At 73.6% G+C, this 22,278-nt stretch carries 23 protein-coding genes and 1 tRNA gene; 10 read left to right on the top strand and 14 right to left on the bottom strand.

What is annotated here, in order from left to right; all coding sequences use genetic code 11:
- Positions 1–15 precede the first annotated feature (15 nt).
- From AC0B9F_RS27420 to AC0B9F_RS27430, 3 genes are all read right to left on the bottom strand, one after another.
- Positions 16–837 (bottom strand): SCO1664 family protein, encoded by an 822-nt coding sequence (locus AC0B9F_RS27420; RefSeq protein WP_472007063.1) that lies wholly within the window; start codon positions 835–837, stop codon positions 16–18.
- The gene (locus AC0B9F_RS27425) at positions 801–1,391 is read right to left on the bottom strand and encodes a DUF3090 domain-containing protein (protein WP_472007065.1); all 591 of its coding nucleotides are present in this window, start codon (positions 1,389–1,391) and stop codon (positions 801–803) included. Before AC0B9F_RS27425 ends, AC0B9F_RS27420 begins: the two co-directional genes overlap by 37 nt.
- 71 nt (positions 1,392–1,462) lie before the next feature.
- Positions 1,463–2,149, bottom strand: a complete 687-nt coding sequence (locus AC0B9F_RS27430; protein ID WP_472007067.1) for a histidine phosphatase family protein — start codon at positions 2,147–2,149, stop codon at positions 1,463–1,465.
- 62 nt (positions 2,150–2,211) lie between these two features.
- On the opposite strand from AC0B9F_RS27430, the gene corA reads away from it, so the two are divergent.
- On the top strand, positions 2,212–3,207 hold the full coding sequence (gene corA / locus AC0B9F_RS27435) for a magnesium/cobalt transporter CorA (protein ID WP_472007068.1): 996 nt from the start codon (positions 2,212–2,214) through the stop codon (positions 3,205–3,207).
- A 35-nt stretch (positions 3,208–3,242) separates the two neighbouring features.
- On the opposite strand, the gene AC0B9F_RS27440 is transcribed toward corA, so the two are convergent.
- Together AC0B9F_RS27440 and AC0B9F_RS27445 are read right to left on the bottom strand one after the other, a co-directional pair.
- Entirely contained in the window at positions 3,243–4,031 is a 789-nt protein-coding gene (locus AC0B9F_RS27440) for a ferritin-like domain-containing protein (RefSeq protein WP_472007070.1), read from the bottom strand.
- Between the two features lie 216 nt (positions 4,032–4,247).
- A complete protein-coding gene (locus AC0B9F_RS27445; protein ID WP_472007071.1) occupies positions 4,248–5,303 on the bottom strand; it encodes an LLM class F420-dependent oxidoreductase in 1,056 nt (351 codons plus the stop codon).
- 184 nt (positions 5,304–5,487) lie between these two features.
- Here AC0B9F_RS27445 and AC0B9F_RS27450 point away from each other — a divergent pair, with 184 nt between their 5' ends.
- Positions 5,488–6,474 carry an aldo/keto reductase gene (locus tag AC0B9F_RS27450; protein ID WP_472007073.1) on the top strand — a complete coding sequence of 329 codons (987 nt, stop codon included), beginning with the start codon at positions 5,488–5,490 and terminating at the stop codon, positions 6,472–6,474.
- Positions 6,471–8,747, top strand: a complete 2,277-nt coding sequence (locus AC0B9F_RS27455) for a helix-hairpin-helix domain-containing protein (protein ID WP_472007074.1) — start codon at positions 6,471–6,473, stop codon at positions 8,745–8,747. The genes AC0B9F_RS27450 and AC0B9F_RS27455 overlap by 4 nt, the downstream gene beginning before the upstream one ends.
- Positions 8,748–8,898: 151 nt before the next feature.
- Here AC0B9F_RS27455 and AC0B9F_RS27460 read toward each other — a convergent pair whose 3' ends face one another.
- Complete coding sequence (locus tag AC0B9F_RS27460) at positions 8,899–9,588, bottom strand: hypothetical protein (RefSeq protein ID WP_472007075.1); 690 nt, start codon at positions 9,586–9,588, stop codon at positions 8,899–8,901.
- Positions 9,589–9,635: 47 nt separating this feature from the next.
- Here AC0B9F_RS27460 and AC0B9F_RS27465 point away from each other — a divergent pair, with 47 nt between their 5' ends.
- On the top strand, positions 9,636–9,824 hold the full coding sequence (locus AC0B9F_RS27465) for a DUF5703 family protein (RefSeq protein ID WP_366405212.1): 189 nt from the start codon (positions 9,636–9,638) through the stop codon (positions 9,822–9,824).
- 75 nt (positions 9,825–9,899) lie between these two features.
- On the opposite strand, the gene AC0B9F_RS27470 is transcribed toward AC0B9F_RS27465, so the two are convergent.
- The 3 genes from AC0B9F_RS27470 to AC0B9F_RS27480 all read right to left on the bottom strand — a co-directional run bounded on the left by AC0B9F_RS27470 (position 9,900) and on the right by AC0B9F_RS27480 (position 12,681).
- A complete protein-coding gene (locus tag AC0B9F_RS27470) occupies positions 9,900–10,745 on the bottom strand; it encodes a chaplin (protein WP_472007077.1) in 846 nt (281 codons plus the stop codon).
- A 175-nt stretch (positions 10,746–10,920) separates the two neighbouring features.
- On the bottom strand, positions 10,921–11,154 hold the full coding sequence (gene chpH, locus AC0B9F_RS27475; protein ID WP_361625561.1) for a chaplin ChpH: 234 nt from the start codon (positions 11,152–11,154) through the stop codon (positions 10,921–10,923).
- 201 nt (positions 11,155–11,355) lie between these two features.
- The gene (locus AC0B9F_RS27480) at positions 11,356–12,681 is read right to left on the bottom strand and encodes a M20/M25/M40 family metallo-hydrolase (RefSeq protein ID WP_472007079.1); all 1,326 of its coding nucleotides are present in this window, start codon (positions 12,679–12,681) and stop codon (positions 11,356–11,358) included.
- A 217-nt stretch (positions 12,682–12,898) separates the two neighbouring features.
- On the opposite strand from AC0B9F_RS27480, the gene AC0B9F_RS27485 reads away from it, so the two are divergent.
- Both AC0B9F_RS27485 and AC0B9F_RS27490 read left to right on the top strand, forming a co-directional pair.
- Positions 12,899–12,983, top strand: a tRNA-Leu gene (locus AC0B9F_RS27485).
- Positions 12,984–13,059: 76 nt separating this feature from the next.
- A complete protein-coding gene (locus tag AC0B9F_RS27490; protein ID WP_472007081.1) occupies positions 13,060–13,437 on the top strand; it encodes a YchJ family protein in 378 nt (125 codons plus the stop codon).
- A 38-nt stretch (positions 13,438–13,475) separates the two neighbouring features.
- Here the strand turns inward: AC0B9F_RS27490 and AC0B9F_RS27495 are convergent, their stop codons facing one another.
- On the bottom strand, positions 13,476–14,177 hold the full coding sequence (locus AC0B9F_RS27495; RefSeq protein ID WP_472007082.1) for a FadR/GntR family transcriptional regulator: 702 nt from the start codon (positions 14,175–14,177) through the stop codon (positions 13,476–13,478).
- A gap of 130 nt (positions 14,178–14,307) precedes the next feature.
- Between AC0B9F_RS27495 and AC0B9F_RS27500 the strand changes: the two genes are divergently transcribed.
- Positions 14,308–14,829, top strand: coding sequence for a gluconokinase (locus AC0B9F_RS27500; RefSeq protein WP_472007084.1), 522 nt, complete (start codon positions 14,308–14,310; stop codon positions 14,827–14,829).
- Between the two features lie 93 nt (positions 14,830–14,922).
- Entirely contained in the window at positions 14,923–16,320 is a 1,398-nt protein-coding gene (locus AC0B9F_RS27505) for a GntP family permease (protein WP_472007086.1), read from the top strand.
- A 32-nt stretch (positions 16,321–16,352) separates the two neighbouring features.
- Here AC0B9F_RS27505 and AC0B9F_RS27510 read toward each other — a convergent pair whose 3' ends face one another.
- The 4 genes from AC0B9F_RS27510 to AC0B9F_RS27525 form a co-directional block, all read right to left on the bottom strand.
- A complete protein-coding gene (locus tag AC0B9F_RS27510) occupies positions 16,353–16,982 on the bottom strand; it encodes a cytochrome b/b6 domain-containing protein (protein WP_472007087.1) in 630 nt (209 codons plus the stop codon).
- Entirely contained in the window at positions 16,966–17,697 is a 732-nt protein-coding gene (locus AC0B9F_RS27515; RefSeq protein ID WP_472007089.1) for a molybdopterin-dependent oxidoreductase, read from the bottom strand. Before AC0B9F_RS27515 ends, AC0B9F_RS27510 begins: the two co-directional genes overlap by 17 nt.
- Before the next feature lie 66 nt (positions 17,698–17,763).
- The gene (locus AC0B9F_RS27520) at positions 17,764–19,317 is read right to left on the bottom strand and encodes an APC family permease (RefSeq protein ID WP_472007091.1); all 1,554 of its coding nucleotides are present in this window, start codon (positions 19,315–19,317) and stop codon (positions 17,764–17,766) included.
- 51 nt (positions 19,318–19,368) lie between these two features.
- Positions 19,369–20,319, bottom strand: a complete 951-nt coding sequence (locus tag AC0B9F_RS27525) for a hypothetical protein (RefSeq protein WP_472007093.1) — start codon at positions 20,317–20,319, stop codon at positions 19,369–19,371.
- 453 nt (positions 20,320–20,772) lie between these two features.
- On the opposite strand from AC0B9F_RS27525, the gene AC0B9F_RS27530 reads away from it, so the two are divergent.
- On the top strand, positions 20,773–20,967 hold the full coding sequence (locus tag AC0B9F_RS27530) for a hypothetical protein (protein WP_472007094.1): 195 nt from the start codon (positions 20,773–20,775) through the stop codon (positions 20,965–20,967).
- 327 nt (positions 20,968–21,294) lie between these two features.
- Positions 21,295–22,188: a DMT family transporter gene (locus tag AC0B9F_RS27535; RefSeq protein WP_472007095.1), complete on the top strand. Its 894-nt coding sequence runs from the start codon at positions 21,295–21,297 to the stop codon at positions 22,186–22,188.
- Positions 22,189–22,278 lie beyond the last annotated feature (90 nt).

The raw sequence follows: 22,278 nt of genomic DNA on the forward strand, positions 1-22,278 counted from the left end.
TGCAGTCGGGGCGGGTCACACCGGTGGCCATGGAATCGCCGGCCACTCTCCGCTCGGTTCGGGGTGTCTCCCGGAGGCGAGCAGCGCCTCGACACGCGCGCGTGTGGCGTCGGTCTCGGCAGGGGTGACCAGAGCGGCGAGCCGCTCGGCGAGGGGCGCGCCCTCCTTCAGTTCCGCGCGCAGCCGGGTCAGGGCCTCGACGGCCTCCTCGGTCAGCGGCTCCCCCGCCCACCCCCACAGCAGGGTGCGCAGCTTGTTCTCGACGTGGAACGTGACGCCGTGGTCGATGCCGTACAACCGGCCCCCGGCGGCGGGCAGCAGGTGGCCGCCCTTGCGGTCGGCGTTGTTGATCACGGCGTCCAGGACGGCGAGCCGCCGCAGCCGGGCGTCGTCGGCGTGCACGAGCAGGGCGGTGCGGCCCTCGCCGACCTCGGCGAAGCCGATGGCCTTCCAGCCGGGCTCCGGCTCCTCGCCGTCCACGAGGGCGAGCAGTTCGGCGCCCTCGGGCTCGACGTCGATCCACAGCTGGCACATGCCCTCGCCGTAGGGTCCCTCACGCAGCACGGTCGGCGGGATCAGCTGCCAGCCGGTCGCCTCGGACACCTCGTACGCGGCGACCTCACGGCGGGCGAGGTCGCCGTCGGGGAAGTCCCACAGGGGACGCTCACCGGCGATCGGCTTGTAGATGCAGGCGGCCTCCTGGCCGTCGAGGGCCACCGTGCAGTACAGAGCCGCGTTGGAGGCCTCGCGGATGCGTCCGCGGACGGTCAGCTCCCCCTCGGCGAGGAGCCGCGCCGCGCTCACGCTCCGCGGCGGTATCCGTTCTGGCGCGGACATACGTGTCCCTCCGGGTCGAGCGGCAGGCTGCACAGCGGGCAGGGCGGCCGGCCGGCGTTGACGACGTCGAGGGCGCGCTTGGCGAAGGCTCTGGCCTGGGCGCCGGTGAGCCGGACCCGCAGCATCGGGGGCCCGTTCTCCTCGTCCTGCAGAAGGCGTTCCTCGGCCTCGGCGAGGTCCTCCTCGGACTCCGCGTCGAGCTCCACCAGGGCCTGCGCCTCGACGATCATGCGCTGGTCCTCGCCGTCCCAGGCGAGAGCCATGGTGCCGACCCGGAACTCCTCCTCGACGGGAGTCTCCAGCGGGGCGCTGTCGGCGATCTCCGTGGGTGCGACGGCCGGGACGGCGGCGTTGCCGCCGCTGCGGCGCACCACCTCGTCGAGGAGCTCGTCCATGCGTTCGGCGAGCGCGGCGACCTGGGTCTTCTCCAGGGCCACGCTGGTCACCCGGGCGCCTGCGGTGGCCTGCAGAAAGAAGGTACGCCGCCCGGGCAGTCCGACCGTACCGGCCACGAAGCGGTCCGGTTGGTCGTAGAGGAACACCTGACGGGACACGTCCAGCTCCAAGAATCGTGGTGGGCAATCGCGGCGCTACTGCGACCGCTTCACCCTACTGCGGCCGACGATCACGGTGCGCCCGCACCACCCCCCACGGCGGCGTCGCCGTCCTGCGGCTGCTCGCGCGGCGCCAGGGAGGCGAAGTCGCCGGTGTCGCCGAGGCGCACGAGGAAGGGCCGCAGCCGGGTGTAGCGGATCGCGGTGACGGAGCACGGTTCGACGGAGATCCGCTGGAAGAGGTCGAGATGCAGGCCGAGTGCGTCGGCCACGAGCGATTTGATGATGTCGCCGTGGGAGCACATCAGGTACACCGCGTCGGCGCCGTGGTCGCGCTCCACGCGCGCGTTCCACTCGCGCACCGCCTCGGCGGCACGGGTCTGCATGGCCCGCATGGACTCCCCGCCGGGGAAGGCGGCCGCGGAGGGGTGGGCCTGGACGACCTCCATCAGCGGCTCGTCGCTCAGCTCGGCGAGTTTGCGGCCCGACCAGTCGCCGTAGTGGCACTCCCCGATGCGTTCGTCGGTGTGCGGCGTCAGACCGGGGCGGGCCGCCAGCAGCGGCGCGACGGTTTCCTGGCAGCGCTGCAGCGGGCTGGTGACGATCTCGGCGAGCGGCAGCGCGGCGAGCCGGGCGGGCAGCGCCTCGGCCTGCGCGGCGCCGCGCTCGTCGAGGGCGACGCCGGGGGTCCAGCCGGCGAGGAGCCCCTCGCTGTTGGCGGTGGAGCGTCCGTGCCTTACGAGGATCAACGTGGGCATGCGCCCCAGGGTAGGCGTACGCAGGGCTGCGCCGGCGGCCCGCAGGAAGGAGAATGCGCTCCGTGATCGTCGATTGCGCCATCTACAGCGAGGGCAGGCGGACCGAGGGGCCGGGGGACTTCTCCGGCGCGCTGGAGGAGGCACGGGCCGCGGGCGGGTTCGTGTGGGTGGGGCTGTACGAGCCCTCCGAGCCGGAGTTCGACCGGGTCACCCAGGAGTTCGGGCTCCATCCGCTGGCGGTGGAGGACGCTCTGAAGGCCCACCAGCGGCCCAAGCTGGAGGTGTACGACGACTCACTGTTCCTGGTGCTCAAGCCGGTGGTGTACGAGCCGGAGAGCGACGCCGTCTCGGCCGGCGAGGTCATGGTCTTCCTCGGCGACGGCTTCGTGGTGACCGTGCGGCACGGCGAGGGTTCACCGCTGGGAGCGGTGCGCCGGCGGCTGGAGCACGAGCCGGAGCTGCTCGGCAAGGGGCCGACGTCGGTGGTGTACGCGATCGCCGACGCCGTCGTGGACCACTATCTGGACGTGGCGACGGAGCTGCAGACCGACCTGGAGGAGCTGGAGGCGGAGGTGTTCTCGCCGGCCGGCGGCGGCACCCGGCACACGGCCTCGCGGATCTACACCTTCAAGCGGCAGGTGCTGGAGTTCCGGCGGGCGACGGGGCCGCTGGCGATGCCGCTGAGCAGGCTGGCGGGCACGGGCGCGTCCGGCGTGGCCGTGCCGTTCGTGGACGACAAGGCGCGGCCGTTCTTCCGGGACGTCAGCGACCATCTCACGCGCGTGAACGAGTCCGTGGAGGGCCTGGACCGGCTGGTGACGGACATCCTCTCGGCGCATCTGGCGCAGATGAGCGTCCGGCAGAACGACGACATGCGGAAGATCTCCGCGTGGGCGGCCATGGCCGCGGTGCCCACGATGATCGCGGGGATCTACGGCATGAACTTCGACCACATGCCCGAGCTGCACTGGCTGTGGTCGTACCCGGCGGTGATCGTCGTGATGGTCGCCCTGGAGCTGCTGCTGTACCAGCTGTTCAAGCGGCGGGGCTGGATGTGACGCGTCGGCGGTGAGCGGGTGCGCGGGAGGCGGGGTCAGGCGAACTCGGGGGCGGTGAGGGGGGCGCCGCCGAGCGCGTCGCGGCGTTCGGGCATGCGCAGGGACACCATCCGGTGCCAGCCCGCGAACCGCTCCCAGGCGTACACCGCGTGGATGCCGGCCGCGAGCAGCGCCGACCTCGCCCGGGACCAGCCGAGGATGCGGCCCATGTGCGCCATGACGGCGAGGCTGACGTCGCGGTAGACGCGGATCTCGGCGAGGGCGCACGCGCGCAGGGTGCGCTGGATGAGCCGGCCGTGTCCGGCGGCGGCGAGGCGCAGCAGTTCCTCGTGCGCGTACGCCAGGTGGTTGTCCTCGTCGGCGGAGATCATCCGGACGGCCTTGCCGATGTCCGGGTGGTCGGCGAAGTGCGTGCGGAGCATGACCATCTGCTCGGCGGCGCGCTGCTCGGTGACGCGGCTGTGCGCGAGGTAGACGACGATGTCCTGCTCCGTGAGCGGCCGGCCGGCCTTGAGCTTGTCGTGCGACAGGCCGATCCCGCGCCGCTCCAGGAGCATCGTGTAGTCCGTCTCGTACGGCACCGGGACGGGGCGCAGACCGCGCTTCTTCATCAGGGCGGTGAAGATGCGGCCGTGCTTGTCCTCGTCGGCCCCGTGCCGGGTGATCTTGTGGGCCATGGCGCGTTCGCTCTCCGGCACGAGCGCGGCGATACGTCCGTTCTCCCAGCCACCCTGCGCCTCCCCGCCGGCGGCGATGGAGCAGAACAGCGCGAAGGACTCGTCGTTGTCGAGGATCTCCTGGAACAGACTCTTCGCCGAAAGCATCTGAGGCACCTTCCTCGCAGGACTCCCGCAAAGACCGAGTCAAGTCCGGCGGGAAAGGTGCCGCAACACGGGTGTCCGGCCGCTCCGCCGGACGGGGGACCGCCGGGCGCGGCGAAGGGGCCGTAACCCGGGGGCGCCGGGCGCGTTGTTCCGGGTGACGGCCGTGGCGGGGAAGACCCCCGAGCCCCCACCACGGCCGTGGAGACTTCTTCGGGCCTACGCCAGGCCGGCGCGCTCCAGGGCCTCGACACCGACGCGCAGCGCGGTGACCCGTTCGTCCAGGGTGAAGCCGGCCGGGTTGAGGTTCAGGGTGGTGACGCCGGCCGCCGCGTACGCCTTCATCCGGTCGGCGATCCGGTCCACGGAACCGAGCAGCGTGGTCGCGTCGATCAGGTCGTGCGGTACGGCGGCGGCGGCGCCCTGCTTGTCGCCGGAGAGGTACTTCTCCTGCACCTCGGCGGCGGCCTCCTCGTAGCCCATGCGCCGGGCCAGCTGGTTGTAGAAGTTCTGCTTGGCGCTGCCCATGCCGCCGACGTACAGCGCGGTGTAGGGCCGGAAGGCGTCGGCGAGGCGGGCCACGTCCTTGTCGTCGCCGGGGTGAAGCGGCAGGGTGGGCGCGACGTCGAAGCCGTCCATGGTCTTGCCGGCCTTCTCGCGTCCGGCGCGCAGATACCGGATCGCGGTGTCCTCCAGGTGGTCGGCGGAGGGGAAGATCAGCAGGGCGCCGTCGGCGATCTCGCCGGTCTGCTCCAGGTTCTTCGGGCCGATCGCGGCGATGTACAGCGGGATGTGCTCGCGCTCGGGGTGCACGGTCAGCTTGATCGGCTTGCCGGGGCCGCCGGGCAGCGGCAGCGTCCAGTGCTCGCCGTCGAAGGACAGGCGCTCGCGGCTCATCGCCCGGCGCACGATCTCGACGTACTCGCGGGTGCGGGCCAGCGGCTTGTCGAACTTGACGCCGTACCAGCCCTCGGAGACCTGCGGGCCGGAGACGCCGAGGCCGAGCCGGAAGCGGCCGCCGGACAGGGAGTCCAGGGTCGCCGCGGTCATGGCGGTCATCGCCGGCTGGCGGGCCGGGATCTGGAAGATGGCCGAGCCGACGTCGATGCGTTCGGTCTGGGCGGCGACCCAGCTGAGCACGGTCGCCGCGTCCGAGCCGTAGGCCTCCGCGGCCCAGCAGACCGCGTAGCCGAGCCGGTCGGCCTCCTGGGCGACGGCGAGGTTGTCCGCGTCCATCCCCGCGCCCCAGTAGCCGAGGTTGATCCCGAGCTGCATGCCCGCTCCCCTTACCGATCAGTAATGTCCCGTGTGCGCCGACCTTAGCGCGGGGTCCGCGGCACGGGCAGGGCGGTGTGGCGAGCGTCGCGTCCGCGCGCCGCGCGCCCCCCTGTGGAAAGCCGTGGATCACGTTGTCCACAGGCAACCCACGGCGCATCCCTGGCCAGTAATCTCGGCGTCCATGGAGCAGAGGCATCTCGGCCGCACCGGCCTGCGCGTGTCCCGCATCGGGCTCGGCACCCTGACCTGGGGCCGGGACACCGGTGAGCACGACGCCGCGGACCTGCTGAAGACGTTCTGGGAGGCGGGCGGCACCCTCGTCGACACCGCGGACGTGTACGGCGACGGGGAGGCCGAGTATCTGCTCGGGCGGCTCATAGACGGGCTGGTCGCGCGCCGGGACCTGGTCATCTCCACGAAGGCGGGCGGTGTGCCCGACCCGTACCGCCGGTTCGACGGCTCACGCGGGCACCTGCTGGCCGCGCTGGACGCCTCGCTGGCCCGGCTCGGCACGGACTACGTCGACCTGTGGCACCTGCACGCCTACGACCCGCACACGCCGCTGGAGGAATCCCTCCAGGCCCTCGACATCGCGGTGGCCAGCGGGCGGGCGCGCTATGCGGCGGTGTCCAACGTCAGCGGCTGGCAGCTCGCCAAGGCGGGCACCTGGCAGCTGGCGGCGCCGGGCACGCGGTCGCGGCTGGCGGGCACGCAGATGGAGTACTCGCTGCTGCAGCGCGGGGTGGAGCGGGAGGTGCTGCCGGCCGCGCTGGACCTGGGGATCGGGCTGCTGCCGTCCTCGCCGCTGGGCCGGGGGGTGCTCACCGGCAAGTACCGGGGCGACGCGCTGCCGCCGGGCTCCCGCGGCGCCGTGGAGCATCTGGCGCCGTTCGTCGCGCCGTATCTCGACGACACCGCGAGCCGGATCGTGGACGCGGTGGCGACGGCCGCGGACGGGCTCGCCGTGACCCCGCTCCAGGTGGCCCTCGCGTGGGTGCGCGACCGGCCCGGCGTGACCGCGCCGATCGTCGGCGCGCGCACGGCGCAGCAGCTCACGGCCACGTTGTCAGTGGAGGCGCTTAGTCTTCCTGACGAGATCTGCCGGGCGCTGGACGATGTGTCGGCGCCCGTGCACCGCTATCCCGATCACGACTGGAGCACGCTGTGAGCACGGAGCCGGAGACCACGGAGGACGCCGAGCCGGGGACGCCGGACACCGGGGCGGAGCCCGGCACTCCGCAGGAGGAGCCGGCCCGGGACGCCGGGAGCGGCGAGGAGACTGCCGAGGGGGCGGACGGCGAGGGCGGCACGGAGACCGGGGCCGAGGGCGCGGACGGCGCCGAGGGAGCAGCCGGTGAGGGCACGGACGGCGCCGGTGAGGGCACGGACGGCGCCGACGGGGCCGCCGGCAAGTTGTCCGAGGCGGAGGCCGAGCTGCTGGCGCAGCGCATCGAGCGGGAGCGGATCGAGCGGCGCAAGGCCGAGAAGCAGCGGCCGATCGAGAGCGGCACGAAGCTCAGCGGCACGGCCGCCGACCTGCTCGCCGCCGTCCGGGCCGTGGAGAGCGGCGAGAAGCCCGCGCGGACGGCGTTCGCCGAACCGGCCGCCCCCCGCCGCCCGGCCCCCGAGCCGGCACGGCGGCCCCAGTCGGCGCCGGCGCAGCCCACGCCCGCGGCCCCCGCGCCGGCTTCCGCCGAGACGACCGCCGCCGTGGCACGCGTACTGGCCGAGGGCGGAGCCCCCGAGACGCTGGCTGCGCACACCGCGGCGGCGCTCGGCGAGGGCGCGGCCGAGGTGCTGCGCGAGGACCCCTGGCAGCTGCTGCGGGTCACCGGGGTGCGCCCCGAGCAGGCCGACGGCTTCGCCCGGGCCCTGCTCGGCCCGGACTGCGGTCCGGACGACGAGCGGCGGGGCCGCGCGCTGACCGGCTGGCTGCTGGAACAGGCGGCCGTCGCCGGGCACACCGCGCTGGAGCTGGCCGCGCTCACCGCCGCGCTGGGGCAGCACCAGGTGCCCGACCCGGACGCCGCCGTGCAGGACGCCCTCGCCGAGGGTGAGGCGCTGGCCTTCCAGGACGCCCTCGACGAGCAGCCGCCCGCCGCTGCCGGGGAGGACGGTTACGAGGAGGAGGCCGAGCGGCCGGTGCGCGTGCTGATCGGCCTGGAGCGGTACGCGCTCGCGGAGGAGAGCCTCGCCGACGGTCTCGCCCGCGTCGCCAACTCCCCGGCCAAGGAGGACGGCACCGACTGGGCGCCGGCCGCCGCGTCGGCGTCCGGCAGCGCCGCGGAGCTGATCCGCGCCGTCGCCGCGCACACCCTGGTGCTGCACACCGGCGGGGAGGCGGCCCGCGCGGAACCGGCGGCCCTCGTCGCCGCGGCCCGCACCCTGGGCCTGCGCACCGTCGCCGCCTGCCACACGCCGGACGGCCGGCGCCGCTTCGCCGCGCTGCTCCCGAGCGACGACGCCTCGCAGGCTGGGGCCGGTGCCGGCGTCGTCACGGTCGCCGGGCTGCTCTCCGGCGCCGAGGGTCCCGGCCGGGACACCGACGGGGCGCTCGACCTGGATCTGCTGGTGGTGCTGGACGCTCCCCAGCTGGACGTGGAGAGCGCGGCGATGCTGGTGGAGTCGCTGCCGGACGGGGCGCGGCTGGTGCTGAGCGGCGATCCGGCGGTGCTGTGGTCGGTCGGGCCCGGGCGGGTGTTCGCCGATCTGCTGGCCGCCCGGGTGTGCCCGCAGATCGCCGCCCGCACGCCCGACCCCGGGCCGATCGGCGAGCTGGTGTCCGGGATCGGCGTGGGCGAGCTGAACCAGGTCGAGGCGCCCGGCAAGGAGGTCGTGATCGTGCCGGTGCGGGACGCGGGCGAGGCCGTGCACCGCACCGTGCAACTGGTCGCGGACTCGGTGCCGCGCGCCCTCGGCGTGCCCCCGGAGCAGACGGTCGTGATCACCCCGGGCCACGGCGGCGCGGTCGGCACCCGGGCGCTGAACGCCGCGCTCAAGGAGCGCCTGAACCCCGGTCCCGGCCGGTTCGGCGGCTTCGACCCGGGCGACCGGATCGCCTACTCCCCCGCGCCGGGGCGCACGGTGCCGGGGCAGGTGACGGGGGCCGACGCCGACGGGCTGCACCTGACGTGCGCGGGCGTCCCCGTCGTCGTACCGCGTGAGCGGGTGGAGCACAGTGTGCGGCACGGCTGGGCGCTGACCGCGCACCAGGCGGTGGGCAGCCGGTGGCCGGCGGCGGTCGTGGTGCTGCCGGGCGACGCGGCGCAGGCACTGAGCCGGCCGTGGGTCTACACGGCGTTCGGCCGGGGCGAGCGCCATCTGTCCGTGGTGCACGGGGTGGAGCAGGCGCTCCCGAGAGCGGTCGCCGAGGTCCTGCCCAAGCCGCGTACGACCCGTCTGCCCGTGTTGTTGCGCACGCAGGTCCCGGCAGCGGGCTGACCGGGCGCCGGGCGGGCCCTGCGGAGGCGGGCGCGCCCGGGCCGATAACGCGTACGGCCGGAACGCGTGCCCGCCGCACCGCGTACCCGCCGGAACGCGTACGGCCCGGGACAGGACGTCCCGGGCCGGTCGCAGGGTGTGCGGAGTGCTGTCAGCGGTCGGCGTCCAGGGGTTCCAGGTCGTCGTCCTCGTCCGCGGCGAGATCCGGGTGCGGGTCGTCGTCCTCGTCCTCGTCGAGGTCGTCGTCGAACACGGCGCTGACATCGAAGCGGCACACCGCCCGCTGCGGGTCGATCTGCTCGAACGGTGCCTCCAGCCACTCGCCGGGCTCAGCCGGTTCGTCGGCGGCGACCACCCACAGCGTGGAGTCGCCCTCCTCCAGGCCGAACTCCTTGTGCCGGGAGGCGATCTCGTCCGGTTCGAACTCGCCGAACAGGATGCCCAGCGCCCCGTGGACCGTCCCGGAGATCCCCTCGCCCGTGCTCGCCTCGTCCGCCGCCTCGATGCGCTGGGCCTGCGCCCGCAGCCGCTGCGGCTGAGCGACCGCGTAGTCGCGGCGGATCAGCACGCTGAGCGCGTTCGGCTCCTCGGGGCCCGTGTACGGCGGCAGCGAGTCGTCCGCCCCCGGGATCTCGAAGGGCGTGACCTCGTCGTAGCGGTCGTAGAGCACCTCGTCGTACGCCTCGGCGGCCGCGGCCAGCTGGTTGAAGGCCTCGTAGACGTCCGGGTCGTCCTCGCCGGACCTGCGTTCGACCGCGGCCAGGTGGCGGTCGAGCGCGGTCTTGACCGCCTCGGCGGCGGCACGTACCTCGGCAGCGGTGGGCTGCGCAGCATCAGACATAGTGCAGACGCTATCCGTACCGGGCCCCAGCCCGCACAATAGATGCGATGCCGGAATACGAATTTGTCGACGTGTACGTACCGCGCGGGGTCTCCCGCAAGGAGACGACACGTCTGCTGACCGAACATGCCGAGTACGGACACTGGGAGTTGTACCGCCTGAGCCTGCTGCGCGACGGCAGCCGCAGGGTGCGGCTGCGGCGGCGGATCATCCGCCAGGTGCGCGCCACGTGGTGACGTGAGGCAGACGGAGCGGGCCCCGCTGGTGCGGGGCCCGCTCCGTTCCTGTGTGCCGCCCAGGCACCGCGCGGCTCACGCCGAGGCGCGCGCCTTGCGGTACATCACCGCTCCGGCGAGCAGCGCGCCCGCGCCCACGGGGAGCACGACGCCCAGGGGCAGTTCACTGCCGGTGTGGGCGAGCTGGGCCGAGGCCCCGGCGCGGCTGACCGCCTGGGTGCCGGGGTGGGAGTGGCCGGGAGTGCCCGGCGTCCCCTGTCCCGGGGTGGTCGGGGTGGCCGGCGTACCGGGGTGACCCGGAGTGCCAGGGTGACCCGGGTGGCCGGGGTGGCCGGGGTGGCCGGGGTGGCCAGGGGTGCCGGGGTTGCCCGGAGTTCCCGGCGTGCCGGGCGGGGTCTGGCCGCCGCCCGGGGGCGTGTGGTGACCGCTCCCCTCGTTGGCGCAGTTGTTGCCCATCGCCGGGTTCAGCGCCCCGACGACGTCGACACTGTTGCCGCAGACGTTGACCGGTACGTCGACCGGGACCTCGACGTGGTTGCCGGAGCCGACACCGGGCGAGTCACTGGTGTGCCCGCCGGCGTGCGCACCGCCGGAGCCGCCGTGCCCACCGGAGCCGCTGTGCCCACCGGAGCCGCCGTGTCCGCCGGAGCCGCCGTGCCCGCCCGGTTTGCCGTGCTGGCTCTGGTTGGCGCAGGAGTTGCCCATCGCCGGGTTGAGCGCTCCGACGACGTCGACCGTGTTGCCGCACACGTTGACCGGGACGTGCACCGGCGCCTGGACCGAGTTGCCGGACAGCACGCCCGGCGAGTTGGTGGCGGAGCCGCTCGCGCCCGAGTCGGCGTGGGCGTAACCGCCGGCGGCGGCGAGCACGCCGGTTGCGGCCGCCACCGTCATGAGGCCTTTGCGGGTGACCTGTCGCATTGCTGATTTCCTGCCTTCCGCGATGTCTCGCACATCAACTCGCAGATCAAGTCGCGTCGTGAAACGCGCAAATGACCGAACGGCCCCGGAGCGCATGGCGCGCGCTCCGGGGCCGATGGTGTGGACGACCCTCAGAGGACCGACCCGCGAAGGACCAACCCCCGGGAAGGGGACGTCAGTCGTTGACGCAGGTGTTGCCGAAGGCGGGGTTCAGGAGCCCGATCACGTTGATCGTGTTGCCGCACACGTTCACCGGGACGTGGACGGGCACCTGGATGACGTTGCCGGAAACGACGCCCGGGGAGTTCACGGCGGCACCCTGGGCACCGGCGTCGGCGACGGCGAGGCCCGCGCCCGCGAGAACCAGCCCACCGGTGGCAGCCGCAGCAGCGACGACCTTCTTGATCATTATTCCTCCTTGTTGGCAAAAGCGGTCCCAGCGTTGCGGACCGCATCACCTGTAACGAGGAGGGTGTAATGAGGCTACGAGCGTATGGTCGCATTCACTCTTCTCAGTGGTTGCCGCACGCACGCCCGAATTCAGCCGGCGCCATTCGGGGCTTCGGCAGGGGCCGTTCGGGACGTCGGCAGGCCCCGTTCGGCGCGCCGTTCAGGACGCGTCGATGAAGCGGTCGAGCACCCGCACGCCGAACTTCAGCCCGTCCACCGGCACCCGCTCGTCGACGCCGTGGAACATCCCGGCGAAGTCCAGCTCCGGCGGCAGCTTCAGCGGTGCGAAGCCGAAGCCGCGGATGCCGAGATCGTCGAAGGACTTGGCGTCGGTGCCGCCGGAGAGCATGTACGGGATCGCCTTGGCGGCCGGGTCCTCGGCGACCAGCGCGGACTGCATGGCCTCCACCAGGGCGCCGTCGAAGGAGGTCTCGACGGCCTTGTCGGCGTGCACGTCATCGCGGCGGACGTTCGGGCCGAGCAGCCGGTCGATGTCCGCGAGGAACTCCTCCTCGTGGCCGGGCAGGAAGCGGCCGTCGATGTGCGCGGTGGCCTCGCCGGGGATGACGTTGACCTTGTAACCGGCGTTGAGCTGCGTGGGGTTGGCGGTGTTGCTGAGGGTCGCGCCGATCAGCTTGGCGATGCCGCCGAGCCGGGCGAGGGTGGACTCCATGTCCTCCGGGTCCAGTTCGGTGCCCAGGGCGTCGCCGAGTTCGTCGAGGAACGCCCGGGTGGTCTTGGTCACCCGCACCGGGAACCTGTGCCGGCCGACCCGGGCGACGGCCTCGCTCAGCTCGGTGATCGCGTTGTCCCGGTGGATCATCGAGCCGTGCCCGGCGGTGCCGGCCACGGTGAGCTTCATCCAGTGCATGCCCTTCTCGGCCGTCTGGATCAGATACAGCCGCCGCTGCTCGCTGACGGTGAAGGAGAAGCCGCCGACCTCGCTGATCGCCTCGGTGACGCCTTCGAAGAGGCCGGGGTGGCGGTCGACGAGGTGACGGGCGCCGTAGGTGCCGCCCGCCTCCTCGTCGGCGAGGAAGGCGACCACGATGTCGCGCGGGGGCCGGCGCCCGGAGCGCAGCCGGTCGCGCACGACGGCGAGCGTCATCGCGTCCATGTCCTTCATGTCGACGGCTCCGCGGCCCCACACGCAGCCGTCGGCGACCTCGCCGGAGAAGGGGTCGTGGGTCCAGTCGGCGGCGTTGGCCGGGACGACATCGAGGTGACCGTGGATGAGCAGCGCGGGCCGGGACGGGTCCTCGCCCTCGATGCGGGCCACCGTGGAGGCGCGGCCGGGGTGCGACTCGTAGATCTTCGGTTCGAGGCCGACCTCGGCGAGCTTCTCGGCGACGTACTCGGCCGCCTTGCGTTCACCGGGACCGGAGTGGTCGCCGTAGTTGCTGGTGTCGAACCGGATCAGCTCGCGGCAGAGGTCCACGACCTCGTCCTCGCCGGTGACTCCCCTGGCCGTGTCCGTCTCGCTCACGCTGCTTCCTCCCGGTGTCCCTGCGCTGTCTGCGGCATACCGCTGGTGGGTCCCCCTCATCCTCCCCCCGCCCCCCGCCGTGGCCCAAGACCGGTCCCGGCCCGTCACAGGCCGTTCACGTCACGGCGGCGACGACCGGGGGGTGATCGGCCACCCCGGAAAGCCTGGTAATGTTTACGTCGTCGCCGCGAGGGAAACCCCGCACGACACACACCTTGTCCGGGTGGCGGAATGGCAGACGCGCTAGCTTGAGGTGCTAGTGCCCTTTATCGGGCGTGGGGGTTCAAGTCCCCCCTCGGACACAGCGAGAAGGCCCCTGCTTCGGCGGGGGCCTTCGGCGTTGTCGCGCCACCTCGGCGACCGGGCACAATGGCGGGCATGACAACGCGTTCCTGCCCCTGCGGTCTGCCGGAGCCGTACCCCGCGTGCTGCGGCCGGTACCACCGCGGTGAGGCGGCCGCGCCGACGGCCGAGGCGCTGATGCGCTCGCGCTACACCGCCTTCGTCAAGGGCGACACCGGCTATTTGCTGCGCACCTGGCACCCGCGGACCCGGCCGGCGCGGCTGGATCCGGACCCCCGGACGCGCTGGACGGGGCTGGAGATCCTCGCCACGAGCGACGGCTCGGCCTTCCACTCGACCGGGACGGTGACGTTCCGCGCCTCCTACCGGGGCGGTTCGCTGCACGAGCACAGCCGCTTCGAGCGGGTCGACGGGGCGTGGGTGTACGTCGACGGGGACTTCCCCGACGCGTAGCCCGTCTGGACGCCAGGGACTCCTGGCGTCCAGTCCGCTCAGGGCGCGAGGACGTCGAGTTCCTGCAGCGCCCCCACCGTGATCTCCCGGGTCAGCTGTTCCGCGCGCTCGGCGTCGCGCGCCCGGACCGCCTCCGCGACCCGGACGTGGAGCGTGACGGCGGCCGGGTCGGGGTCCTCGAACATGACCTCGTGTTCCGTACGGCCCGTGAGGACCTCCGCCACGACGTCCCCGAGGCGGGCGAACATCTCGTTACCTGAGGCGCTGAGGATCACCCGGTGGAAGGCCACGTCGTGCAGGAGGTAGCCCTCGAGGCGGTGGCCGCGGGAGTTGGCGACCATGCCGAGGGCGCACTCGGTGAGTTCGGCGCACTGCTCGGCGGTGGCGTGGCGCGCGGCGAGACCGGCGGCGACCGGTTCGACGGCCGAGCGCAGCACGGTCAGTGAGCGCAGTTGGTGCGGCCGGTCCGCGCCGGCCAGGCGCCAGCGGATGACCTGCGGGTCGTAGACGTTCCACTCGGCCTTGGGGCGCACGGTCACGCCGACCCGTCGCCGGGACTCCACGAGGTGCATCGACTCCAGGACCCGTACCGCCTCGCGCATCACCGAGCGTGACACGTCGAAGCGCTGCGCGAGTTCGTCGGTGCGCAGGACGCTGCCCGGCGGGTACTCGCCCGCTGTGATGGCGGGGCCGAGGGTGTCCAGTACACGGCCGTGCAGCCCCCGGCCCGGAGTGGTCATGCACACAGAGTACGGGCCGGGTCACGGGAACAAAAAGTCAGACTTATTTGTCACAGACTCTTGAATTCGTCGTACCTAATAGGTTTCAGTAGCCCGGCATCAACGTGTCGACGAAGACAGCGAGGCAGCGATGAACACCCCCCACGTCGTCGTGGTCATGGGCGTGGCAGGCACCGGCAAGACCACCATCGGTCCCCTGCTGGCCGCCCGGCTCGGCGTCCCGTACGCCGAAGGCGACGACTTCCACCCCGCGGCCAACATCGCCAAGATGTCGGCCGGCGTCCCGCTGACCGACGACGACCGGTGGCCGTGGCTGGACGCCATCGGCGACTGGGCGGACGGCCGCGACGGGCTCGGCGGGGTGGTCAGCTGCTCGGCCCTGAAGCGGTCGTACCGCGACCGGCTGCGGGCCGCCGCGCCCGGGCTGGTGTTCGTGCACCTGACCGGTGACCGTGTCCTCATCGCCGACCGGATGGCGCACCGCCAGGGCCACTTCATGCCCACGGCACTGCTCGACTCCCAGTTCGCCACGCTGCAGCCGCTCGGGGCGGACGAGGCGGGCGTCGAGGTGGACGTCGAGGGCAGCCCGGAGCAGATAACCGAGCGGGCCGTGTCCGCTCTGGCCACGCTGCCCGCGCCGTCGGCCCGCTAGCCCCCCACTCCCTGGGGGTCCCGTCCCGGCCCTGCACAGGGCCGCCGGCACCCCGCTCCCTCCCCATCCCCCGTAACCGCAAGGGAAACCCCCGTGACCAGACTCAGCGTCGAGATGCTGGCAGCGGACAAAGTCGAGCCGATCACCTCGGCCGGCCACGCCCAGCTGGGCATCGCCGTGCTGGCGGGCATCGCCGTCATCGTCCTGCTGATCACCAAGTTCAAGCTCCACGCGTTCCTGTCCCTGACGCTCGGCACTCTCGTCCTCGGCGCGGTCGCCGGGGCGCCGCTCGACAAGGCCATCACCAGCTTCACCACCGGGCTCGGCGCCACGGTGGCCGGTGTGGGCGTGCTGATCGCCCTCGGCGCGATCCTCGGCAAGATGCTCGCCGACTCCGGCGGCGCCGATCAGATCGTGGACACCATCCTCGCCAAGGCCGGCGGGCGGGCCATGCCGTGGGCGATGGTGCTGATCGCCTCGGTGATCGGGCTGCCGCTGTTCTTCGAGGTCGGCGTCGTGCTGCTGATCCCGGTCGTGCTGATGGTCGCCAGGCGCGGCAACTACTCCCTGATGCGGATCGGCATCCCGGCCCTCGCGGGCCTGTCCGTGATGCACGGTCTGGTCCCGCCGCACCCCGGCCCGCTGGTCGCGATCGACGCGGTCAAGGCGAACCTGGGCGTCACGCTGGCGCTCGGCGTCCTGATCGCCATCCCGACGGTGATCATCGCCGGTCCGCTGTTCTCCAAGGTCGCGGCCCGCTGGGTGGACGTCCAGGCGCCCGACCGGATGCTCCCGCAGCGCGCCTCGGAGGAGTTGGAGACCCGGCCGGGCTTCGGCCCGACGCTGGCCACCATCCTGCTGCCGGTCGTCCTGATGCTGTCCAAGGCGCTGGTCGACATCACCGTCGACGACCCCGCCAAGACCGTGCAGCGGATCTTCGACGTCGTCGGCTCGCCGCTGATCGCCCTGCTCGCCGCCGTCCTCGTCGGCATCTTCACGCTGCTGCGGCCCGCCGGGTTCGGCAAGGAGCGGCTGACGCCGCTGGTGGAGAAGGGCCTCGCGCCCATCGCGGGCATCCTGCTGATCGTCGGCGCGGGCGGCGGTTTCAAGCAGACGCTGATCGACACCGGCGTGGGCCAGATGATCCTGGACATCTCCAAGGACTGGAACATACCGGCGCTGCTGCTGGCCTGGCTGATCGCGGTGGCGATCCGGCTGGCGACCGGCTCGGCGACCGTCGCCACGGTCTCGGCGGCCGGCCTGGTCGCGCCCCTCGCGGCCGGCATGTCGACCACGCACACCGCGCTGCTCGTCCTCGCCGTCGGCGCGGGCTCGCTCTTCTTCAGCCATGTCAATGACGCCGGCTTCTGGCTGGTGAAGGAGTACTTCGGGCTGAGCGTCGGCGAGACCGTCAAGACCTGGTCGATCATGGAGACGATCATCTCGGTGGTCGGAGGCGGCCTGGTGCTGTTGCTGTCCCTGGTCATATAGCGACCCAGCGACGACCGTGCACCCGCTGTGGCCTACGGCCGCCACAGCGGGTGTTCGCGCTCCGCCCACCCCCGTCCAACCAGGCCCGTGCGCAGTCCGCGGCGGGCCTCGGGGTCGCCGAGGGCCATGCCGATGTGGCCGGCCAGCACGATGCCGACGGTCAGGGCCAGCCAGTCGTGCACGAAGGTGGCGCCGGTGCGCCACTTCAGCGGGGTGAGATGGGTGAACCACATCAGCAGCCCGGTGCCGAGCATCACCAGCGTCGCCCCGGCGATCCAGGCCGCGTAGATCTTCTGACCGGCGTTGAACTTGCCCGCCGGGCGCGACGTGTGCCGTTTGTCGCGGCGGACGGTGGCACGCAGCCAGCGGCGGTCGTGCGGGCCGAAACGGTTCAGCCGGCCGAGGTCGGCGCGGAAGGCCCGCGAGGCGAGGCCGAGCAGCACGGGCACCGGCAGGGCGAGGCCGGCGCACTCGTGGACGCGGACCACCAGCTCGCGGCGGCCGACGAGTTCGGCGAGCTGCGGGATGTACAGGAAGGCCGCGGTCACCACGCACACGCCCATCAGCGCGGCCGTCGTGCGGTGGATCCAGCGCTCGGCCGCGCTGAAGCGCCGCACCCGCCCCGTGGCCGGGGCCGCCGGGGCGTCAGCTCGTAGGCTCATCGTCGCGTCCGTTCGAGCGGCCCACCCAGGCGTCGACGTCGTAGCCGCGCTCCTCCCAGTAGCCGGGTTCGACCTCGTCGGTGACGGTGATGCCGGAGAGCCACTTGGCGGACTTGTAGAAGTACATGGGGGCGACGTAGAGGCGGACCGGGCCGCCGTGGGCGTGGCCCAGGTCCCTGTCCTGCATGCGCAGCGCCACCAGGACGTCGGGGCGGCGGGCCTGGGCGAGGGTGAGCGACTCGCTGTAGGTGCCGTCGAAGCAGGTGAAGCGGATCGCGCGGGCCGTGGGGCGCACCCCGGCGGCGTCCAGCAGCCGGGACAGGCGTACCCCCTGGAAGGGGGTGCCCGGAACCCGCCAGCCGGTCACGCACTGCACGTCCTTGATGATCCGCGTCTGCGGCAGGGCCCGCAGCTCGGCCAGGCTGTAGCCGCGCGGGTGGTCGACCAGACCGCCCACCGTGAGGCGGTAGTCCCGTGGGCCGAGGTGCGGCACGGACCCGGCGACGTTGTAGTAGCGGAAGCCGCCGCCGTTGGGCAGCAGACCGGACAGACCGGTCGGGTCGCTGCGGAAGACGGACTCCAGACCGCGTTGCAGGGTCGGCGCGGTGAGCACGCCCAGCGCGCCGAGGCCCAGGGTGCCGAGCAGGACGCGGCGGCCGATCGGCCGGCCCTCCTGGTCGGGTGACCCGGGCGGTGGTGGGGGTTCGGGGTTCACCTCTTCATTCGAGCACCCGCGGACCCTGTGGTGAAGGGTTCACGGGTGCCCGTCAGCCTTCCGTAATCACTGCTCGCCGGGTGCGGCTGTGGCGGCGGCCTTGTCGAGCTGGAACGCCTCGTTGCCCAGGCCGATACGGGCGTGCGCCCGGGGGTTGCGGGAGCGCAGCAGCAGGCCCTGCGCCAGCCCGGCGGCCAGGGCGAGAGCGATGACGGCGGGCAGCGCCCAGCTCAGGACGGAGCCGGGGCCGGCGCCGACCAGGACGTCGAAGTCCTTGACGGTGTAGCCGGCCAGCACCAGCAGGGCGAGGCCGGCCAGCGCCGAGGTGAGCAGCCGCCACGCCTGGGCGCGGGCGGCGCCGCGCCGGACGAAGAAGACGATCACGGACAGGGAGGCGGCGGCCATCAGCAGGATCACGCCGAGCGCGCCGAGGTTGCCGCACCAGGTGAACAGGTGCAGGACGGGCGCGGTGGGGTCGCCCGCGGGCTTGCCGTCGGTGGCGGCGAAGACGATGACGACGGCCGCCGACACGCCGGTCTGCAGGAGCGAGCCGGTGCCGGGCGCCCCGCTCGCGCCGGTGGTGCGGCCGAAGGCGCGCGGCAGCAGGCCCTCGCGGCCCATGGCGAAGGCGTAGCGGGCGACGACGTTGTGGAAGCTGAGGGTGGCGGCGAACATGCCGGTCACGAACAGCACGTGCAGGACGTCGGTGAAGGTGGCGCCGAGCCGGGACTCGGTGAGCGTGAACAGCAGGCCGGCGCTCTCCTTCTGCGCGGCGCCGACGATCTGCGAGGGGCCGGTGGCGACGGTGAGCGCCCAGGAGCTGATCGCGAAGAACACCGCGACGGAGCCGACGGCGAGGAACATCACGCGCGGCACCAGGACGTGCGGACGGCTGGTCTCCTCGGCGTAGACGGGGGCCTGCTCGAAGCCGGTGAAGGCGGCGATGCAGAAGCACAGGGCGGTGGAGACGCCGGCGCCGGTGAGGGTGGCGGGGTCGAAGGCGTGCAGGGACAGGCCCTCCTTGCCCGGGTCGGCCACCGCCGCGATGTCGAAGATCACGACGAGGGCGACCTCGATGACGAGGAGGACGCCGAGCACGCGCGCGTTGACGTCGATCTTCAGCCAGCCGAGCGCACCGACGACGGCGACCGCGGCCAGCGCCGGAATCCACCAGGCGACGGTGACGTCGGCGTAGGTGGAGAGCAGCCCGGAGACCTCGAAGCCGAAGATGCCGTAGATGCCGACCTGGAGGGAGCTGTAGGCGACGAGGGCGACGAGGGCCGCGCCGGCGCCGGTGGTGCCGCCGAGACCGCGGGCGATGTAGGCGTAGAAGGCGCCGGCGTTGTGGACGTGCCGGCTCATCTCGGCGTAGCCCACGCTGAACAGGACGAGGACCACGCCGAGCGCGACGAACAGCAGCGGCTGGCCGACGATGCCCATCACCGCGTACGTGGTGGGCATGACACCGGCGACGACCATGACCGGCCCGGTCGCGGCGAGCACGGAGAGCAGCAGACCGGAGGTGCCGAGGCGGTCGGCGCGCAGGGCCCGGTCGTGGCCGAGGTAGGTGCTGATGCCGTCGGCGGCGGGTCTGGTGGTGCGGGGACTGCCGGTCGTCATGCGGGGTCCTTTCGGGGCGGGGCCCCGCCGGGCGGGGGCCTTGCGGGGGCGTCAGGTTGTTCCGAGGGCGCGGTCGCGGGCGGCGCGGAAGGCGGTGTACGGGTCTCGGTCGGGGTAGGACCAGGGAGCGGGGGTGGCGTGCTCGCCGATGCGGTGGAAGAGGGCGGCGGCCTCGGCGCCGCGGCCCTCGCAGACCTTGGCGTGGGCGAGGTGGTTGAGGTCGACCAGGCGCCGGGGGTGGCCCTCGTGCTCCCATTCCAGCCACCAGTCGAAGGCGGCCTTCATCACCTGCCGGGCGCGGCGGTCGGTCCAGTGGCCGGAGGTGAGCGGGTCGGCCGGGAGGGAGCCGGTGGTGGCGAGCACGCGGTAGCGCTCGGCGTGCGCGATGACCGGGAGCATCGCGAGCGGGGAGTCGGCGGGCGCCTGTTCGGCGGCCCAGGCGGCGAAGTCGTACACCTCGTGCAGCGGGTCGGGGCCGGCGTCGGCGCGGCGCTCGGCGAGCCGGGCGACCATCAGATGGTGGGCGTGGTGGTGGTCCGAGTGGCGGGCGCGCACGTGCTCGAACGTGCGGACGACGGCGGTGTCGTCCCCGTGGGTGCGCTCCAGCAGGAGCAGGGCCAGCCAGGGGGTGGGGTCGGCCGGGGCGAGCGCGGCGGCGGTGTGGCAGGCCTCGCGGGCGGCGGCGGGCTTGTCCTTGGCGCGCAGGGCGCGCTGGACGCGGGCGGCGGCGAGCAGCACCGCGGCGTCGACCGAGTCGGGTTCGGCCAGGAGCCAGTCCTTGGCCCAGGCGGCGCTGTAGGACTCGGCGGCCAGGACGACGACCCGGTGGCCGCGGCGGTCGTACTCGTCACCGGTGAGGGCGAGCAGCGAGCGCGCGGACTGCCACCGGCCCTGCGCCAGCGCGGAGCGAGCGGTGGCGAGCTCGGCGTCGTCGAGGGCGGCGTCGAAGGCGTGAGCGGCGCGTCTGCGGCCGCGGCCCAGGGGAGGCGGGGGTGGGGGCACCGCGGGGCTACCTCGTGTTCCGTGTTCCTCGTGCGTGGTGGCGGTCCGCTGTCGGAGGGCTGGTCGGGCTCCTCCGCGGACGGGCATGCACCTGCCACCGTGCGATCACGCACAGCCAACCGTCAGCGAGTGACGCGCGTCAAGGGCCGACGGCCCGATGACACGCGTCAACTGACCTGTGGTTGGCGGGATTTGAACGGTCGGGCGGCGCTGGGGGGGCTGCGCTGGGGGGCGGGCGCCGGGGGGCTGCGCTGTGCGGCGCGGGCGCCGGGGGGCGGGCGTCGCGGGCTCGGCGGCGGTCGGGCGGGGCTGTGGGGAGCGGGTGGCGCGGGCGCGGGCGGCGGTCGGGCGGGGCTGTGGGGAGCCGGCGGCGCGGGCGCGGGCGGCGGTCGGGCGGGGCTGTGGGGAGCCGGCGGCGCGGGCTCGGGCGGCGGGGGTGGTGTGGCGTAGGCCATGGCGGTGCTGTGGAGCGCCGTCGTCGCGGGCGTGGGCGCAGGCCGGGCGGTGCTGTGGGGCGCGGGCGGCGCGGGCACGGGCGCCGGTCGGGCGGCGCTGTGGGGCGGGGGCGGCGCGGGCGCGGGCGGCGGTCGGGCGGGGCTGTGGGGAGCCGGCGGCGCGGGCTCGGGCGGCGGGGGTGGTGGGGCGTAGGCCATGGCGGTGCTGTGGAGCGCCGTCGTCGCGGGCGTGGGCGCAGGTCGGGCTGCGCGGTGGGGCGGCGCGGGCGCGGGCGCGGGCGGCGGTCGGGCGGCGCTGTGGGGCGCGGGCGGCGCGGGCTCGGGCGGCGGGGTGGTGTGGCGTAGGCCATGGCGGGGCCGGGCGGCGCGGTCCAGCATGGCGTGGGTGCCGGACTGGGGCGCCTGGGCGGGGGTATCCGCAGGGGACCGTTCCGCGCACTCCGGGGGGCGCCCTGGAGTCCAGGGCATTAGAGTCGGGCCTCACGACCCGTGACCCGACGAGACGATCGAGGGACGCAGCGTGTCGGTTCTGGTTCTTGTCCTCGCCGTGAGTGCCGCGTGCTGTGTGGGTTTCGGTTTCGTCCTGCAGCAGAGCGCCGCGCAGCGGGCCCCGCTCGGGGACTTCCTCTCGCCCCGGCTGCTGCTGGACCTGATGCGGGTGCCCAGCTGGCTGGGCGGCCTCGCCCTGATGGTGGCGGGGATGGTCCTCGGCGCGATCGCGCTCGGCCGGGGCGAGGTGTCCCTGGTCGAACCGCTGCTGGCGACCAATCTGCTCTTCGCGCTCGCGCTCTCCCGCCGCCGCACCCGGCAGTCGCTGGGCCGGCAGGGCTGGGCGGGACTGGGGCTGCTCGCGGGCGGGGTGAGCGCGTTCATCCTGGCGGGTGAGCCGCGCGGCGGCAGCGCGGTGACCGATCCGGTGCGCCACTGGGTGATCATCGGCGTGATGACGGGTTCGGCGCTGCTGCTGACCACCTGCGCCAAACGCTCACGGCTGAGCTGGGGTCCCGTCCTGCTCGCCCTCGCGGCCGGTCTGCTCTACGGCGTCCAGGACGCCCTGACGCGGGTCAGCGGCCAGCGCTTCTCCGACGGCGGCCTGGCCGAACTGCTCACCGGCTGGCAACCGTACGCCGTGCTGGCGCTCGGGATCACCGGGCTGATCCTGGTGCAGAGCGCGTTCGAGACGGCACCGCTGCGCAAGTCGCTGCCCGCGCTCACCGCCACGCAGCCGCTGGCCGGGATCGCCTGCGGCGTCGGCTTCCTCGGCGACCGGCTGCACACCGACACCGGCGCGCTGGCCTGGGAGGCGGCGGGCCTGGCGGCGATCGTCGCGGGCATCGTCCTGCTGGGCCTGCACCCGTGCCTGCCGCAGGGCACGGCGGGCGAGGAACGGGTGGACGCGCTCCAAGAGCGCTGACGGCCCCTGCCGGGGCGCTCGACGGCACCACCGGGGCCTTCACGGGACCGCTCGGGGCTTCACGAGACCGCCCGGCGCTTTTACGGCACC

The sequence above is a fragment of the Streptomyces sp. NPDC097129 genome, from assembly GCF_055668065.1.

What these genes read in the sequence shown, in the direction of transcription:
- AC0B9F_RS27420 (WP_472007063.1), bottom strand. Translation starts at nt 837, where the DNA reads ATGTCCGCGCCAGAACGGATACCGCCGCGGAGCGTGAGCGCGGCGCGG.
- AC0B9F_RS27430 (WP_472007067.1), bottom strand. Translation starts at nt 2,149, where the DNA reads ATGCCCACGTTGATCCTCGTAAGGCACGGACGCTCCACCGCCAACAGC.
- AC0B9F_RS27440 (WP_472007070.1), bottom strand. Translation starts at nt 4,031, where the DNA reads ATGCTTTCGGCGAAGAGTCTGTTCCAGGAGATCCTCGACAACGACGAG.
- AC0B9F_RS27445 (WP_472007071.1), bottom strand. Translation starts at nt 5,303, where the DNA reads ATGCAGCTCGGGATCAACCTCGGCTACTGGGGCGCGGGGATGGACGCG.
- AC0B9F_RS27450 (WP_472007073.1), top strand. Translation starts at nt 5,488, where the DNA reads ATGGAGCAGAGGCATCTCGGCCGCACCGGCCTGCGCGTGTCCCGCATC.
- AC0B9F_RS27460 (WP_472007075.1), bottom strand. Translation starts at nt 9,588, where the DNA reads ATGTCTGATGCTGCGCAGCCCACCGCTGCCGAGGTACGTGCCGCCGCC.
- AC0B9F_RS27465 (WP_366405212.1), top strand. Translation starts at nt 9,636, where the DNA reads ATGCCGGAATACGAATTTGTCGACGTGTACGTACCGCGCGGGGTCTCC.
- AC0B9F_RS27470 (WP_472007077.1), bottom strand. Translation starts at nt 10,745, where the DNA reads ATGCGACAGGTCACCCGCAAAGGCCTCATGACGGTGGCGGCCGCAACC.
- chpH (WP_361625561.1), bottom strand. Translation starts at nt 11,154, where the DNA reads ATGATCAAGAAGGTCGTCGCTGCTGCGGCTGCCACCGGTGGGCTGGTT.
- AC0B9F_RS27490 (WP_472007081.1), top strand. Translation starts at nt 13,060, where the DNA reads ATGACAACGCGTTCCTGCCCCTGCGGTCTGCCGGAGCCGTACCCCGCG.
- AC0B9F_RS27495 (WP_472007082.1), bottom strand. Translation starts at nt 14,177, where the DNA reads ATGACCACTCCGGGCCGGGGGCTGCACGGCCGTGTACTGGACACCCTC.
- AC0B9F_RS27500 (WP_472007084.1), top strand. Translation starts at nt 14,308, where the DNA reads ATGAACACCCCCCACGTCGTCGTGGTCATGGGCGTGGCAGGCACCGGC.
- AC0B9F_RS27510 (WP_472007087.1), bottom strand. Translation starts at nt 16,982, where the DNA reads ATGAGCCTACGAGCTGACGCCCCGGCGGCCCCGGCCACGGGGCGGGTG.
- AC0B9F_RS27520 (WP_472007091.1), bottom strand. Translation starts at nt 19,317, where the DNA reads ATGACGACCGGCAGTCCCCGCACCACCAGACCCGCCGCCGACGGCATC.
- AC0B9F_RS27530 (WP_472007094.1), top strand. Translation starts at nt 20,773, where the DNA reads ATGGCGGTGCTGTGGAGCGCCGTCGTCGCGGGCGTGGGCGCAGGCCGG.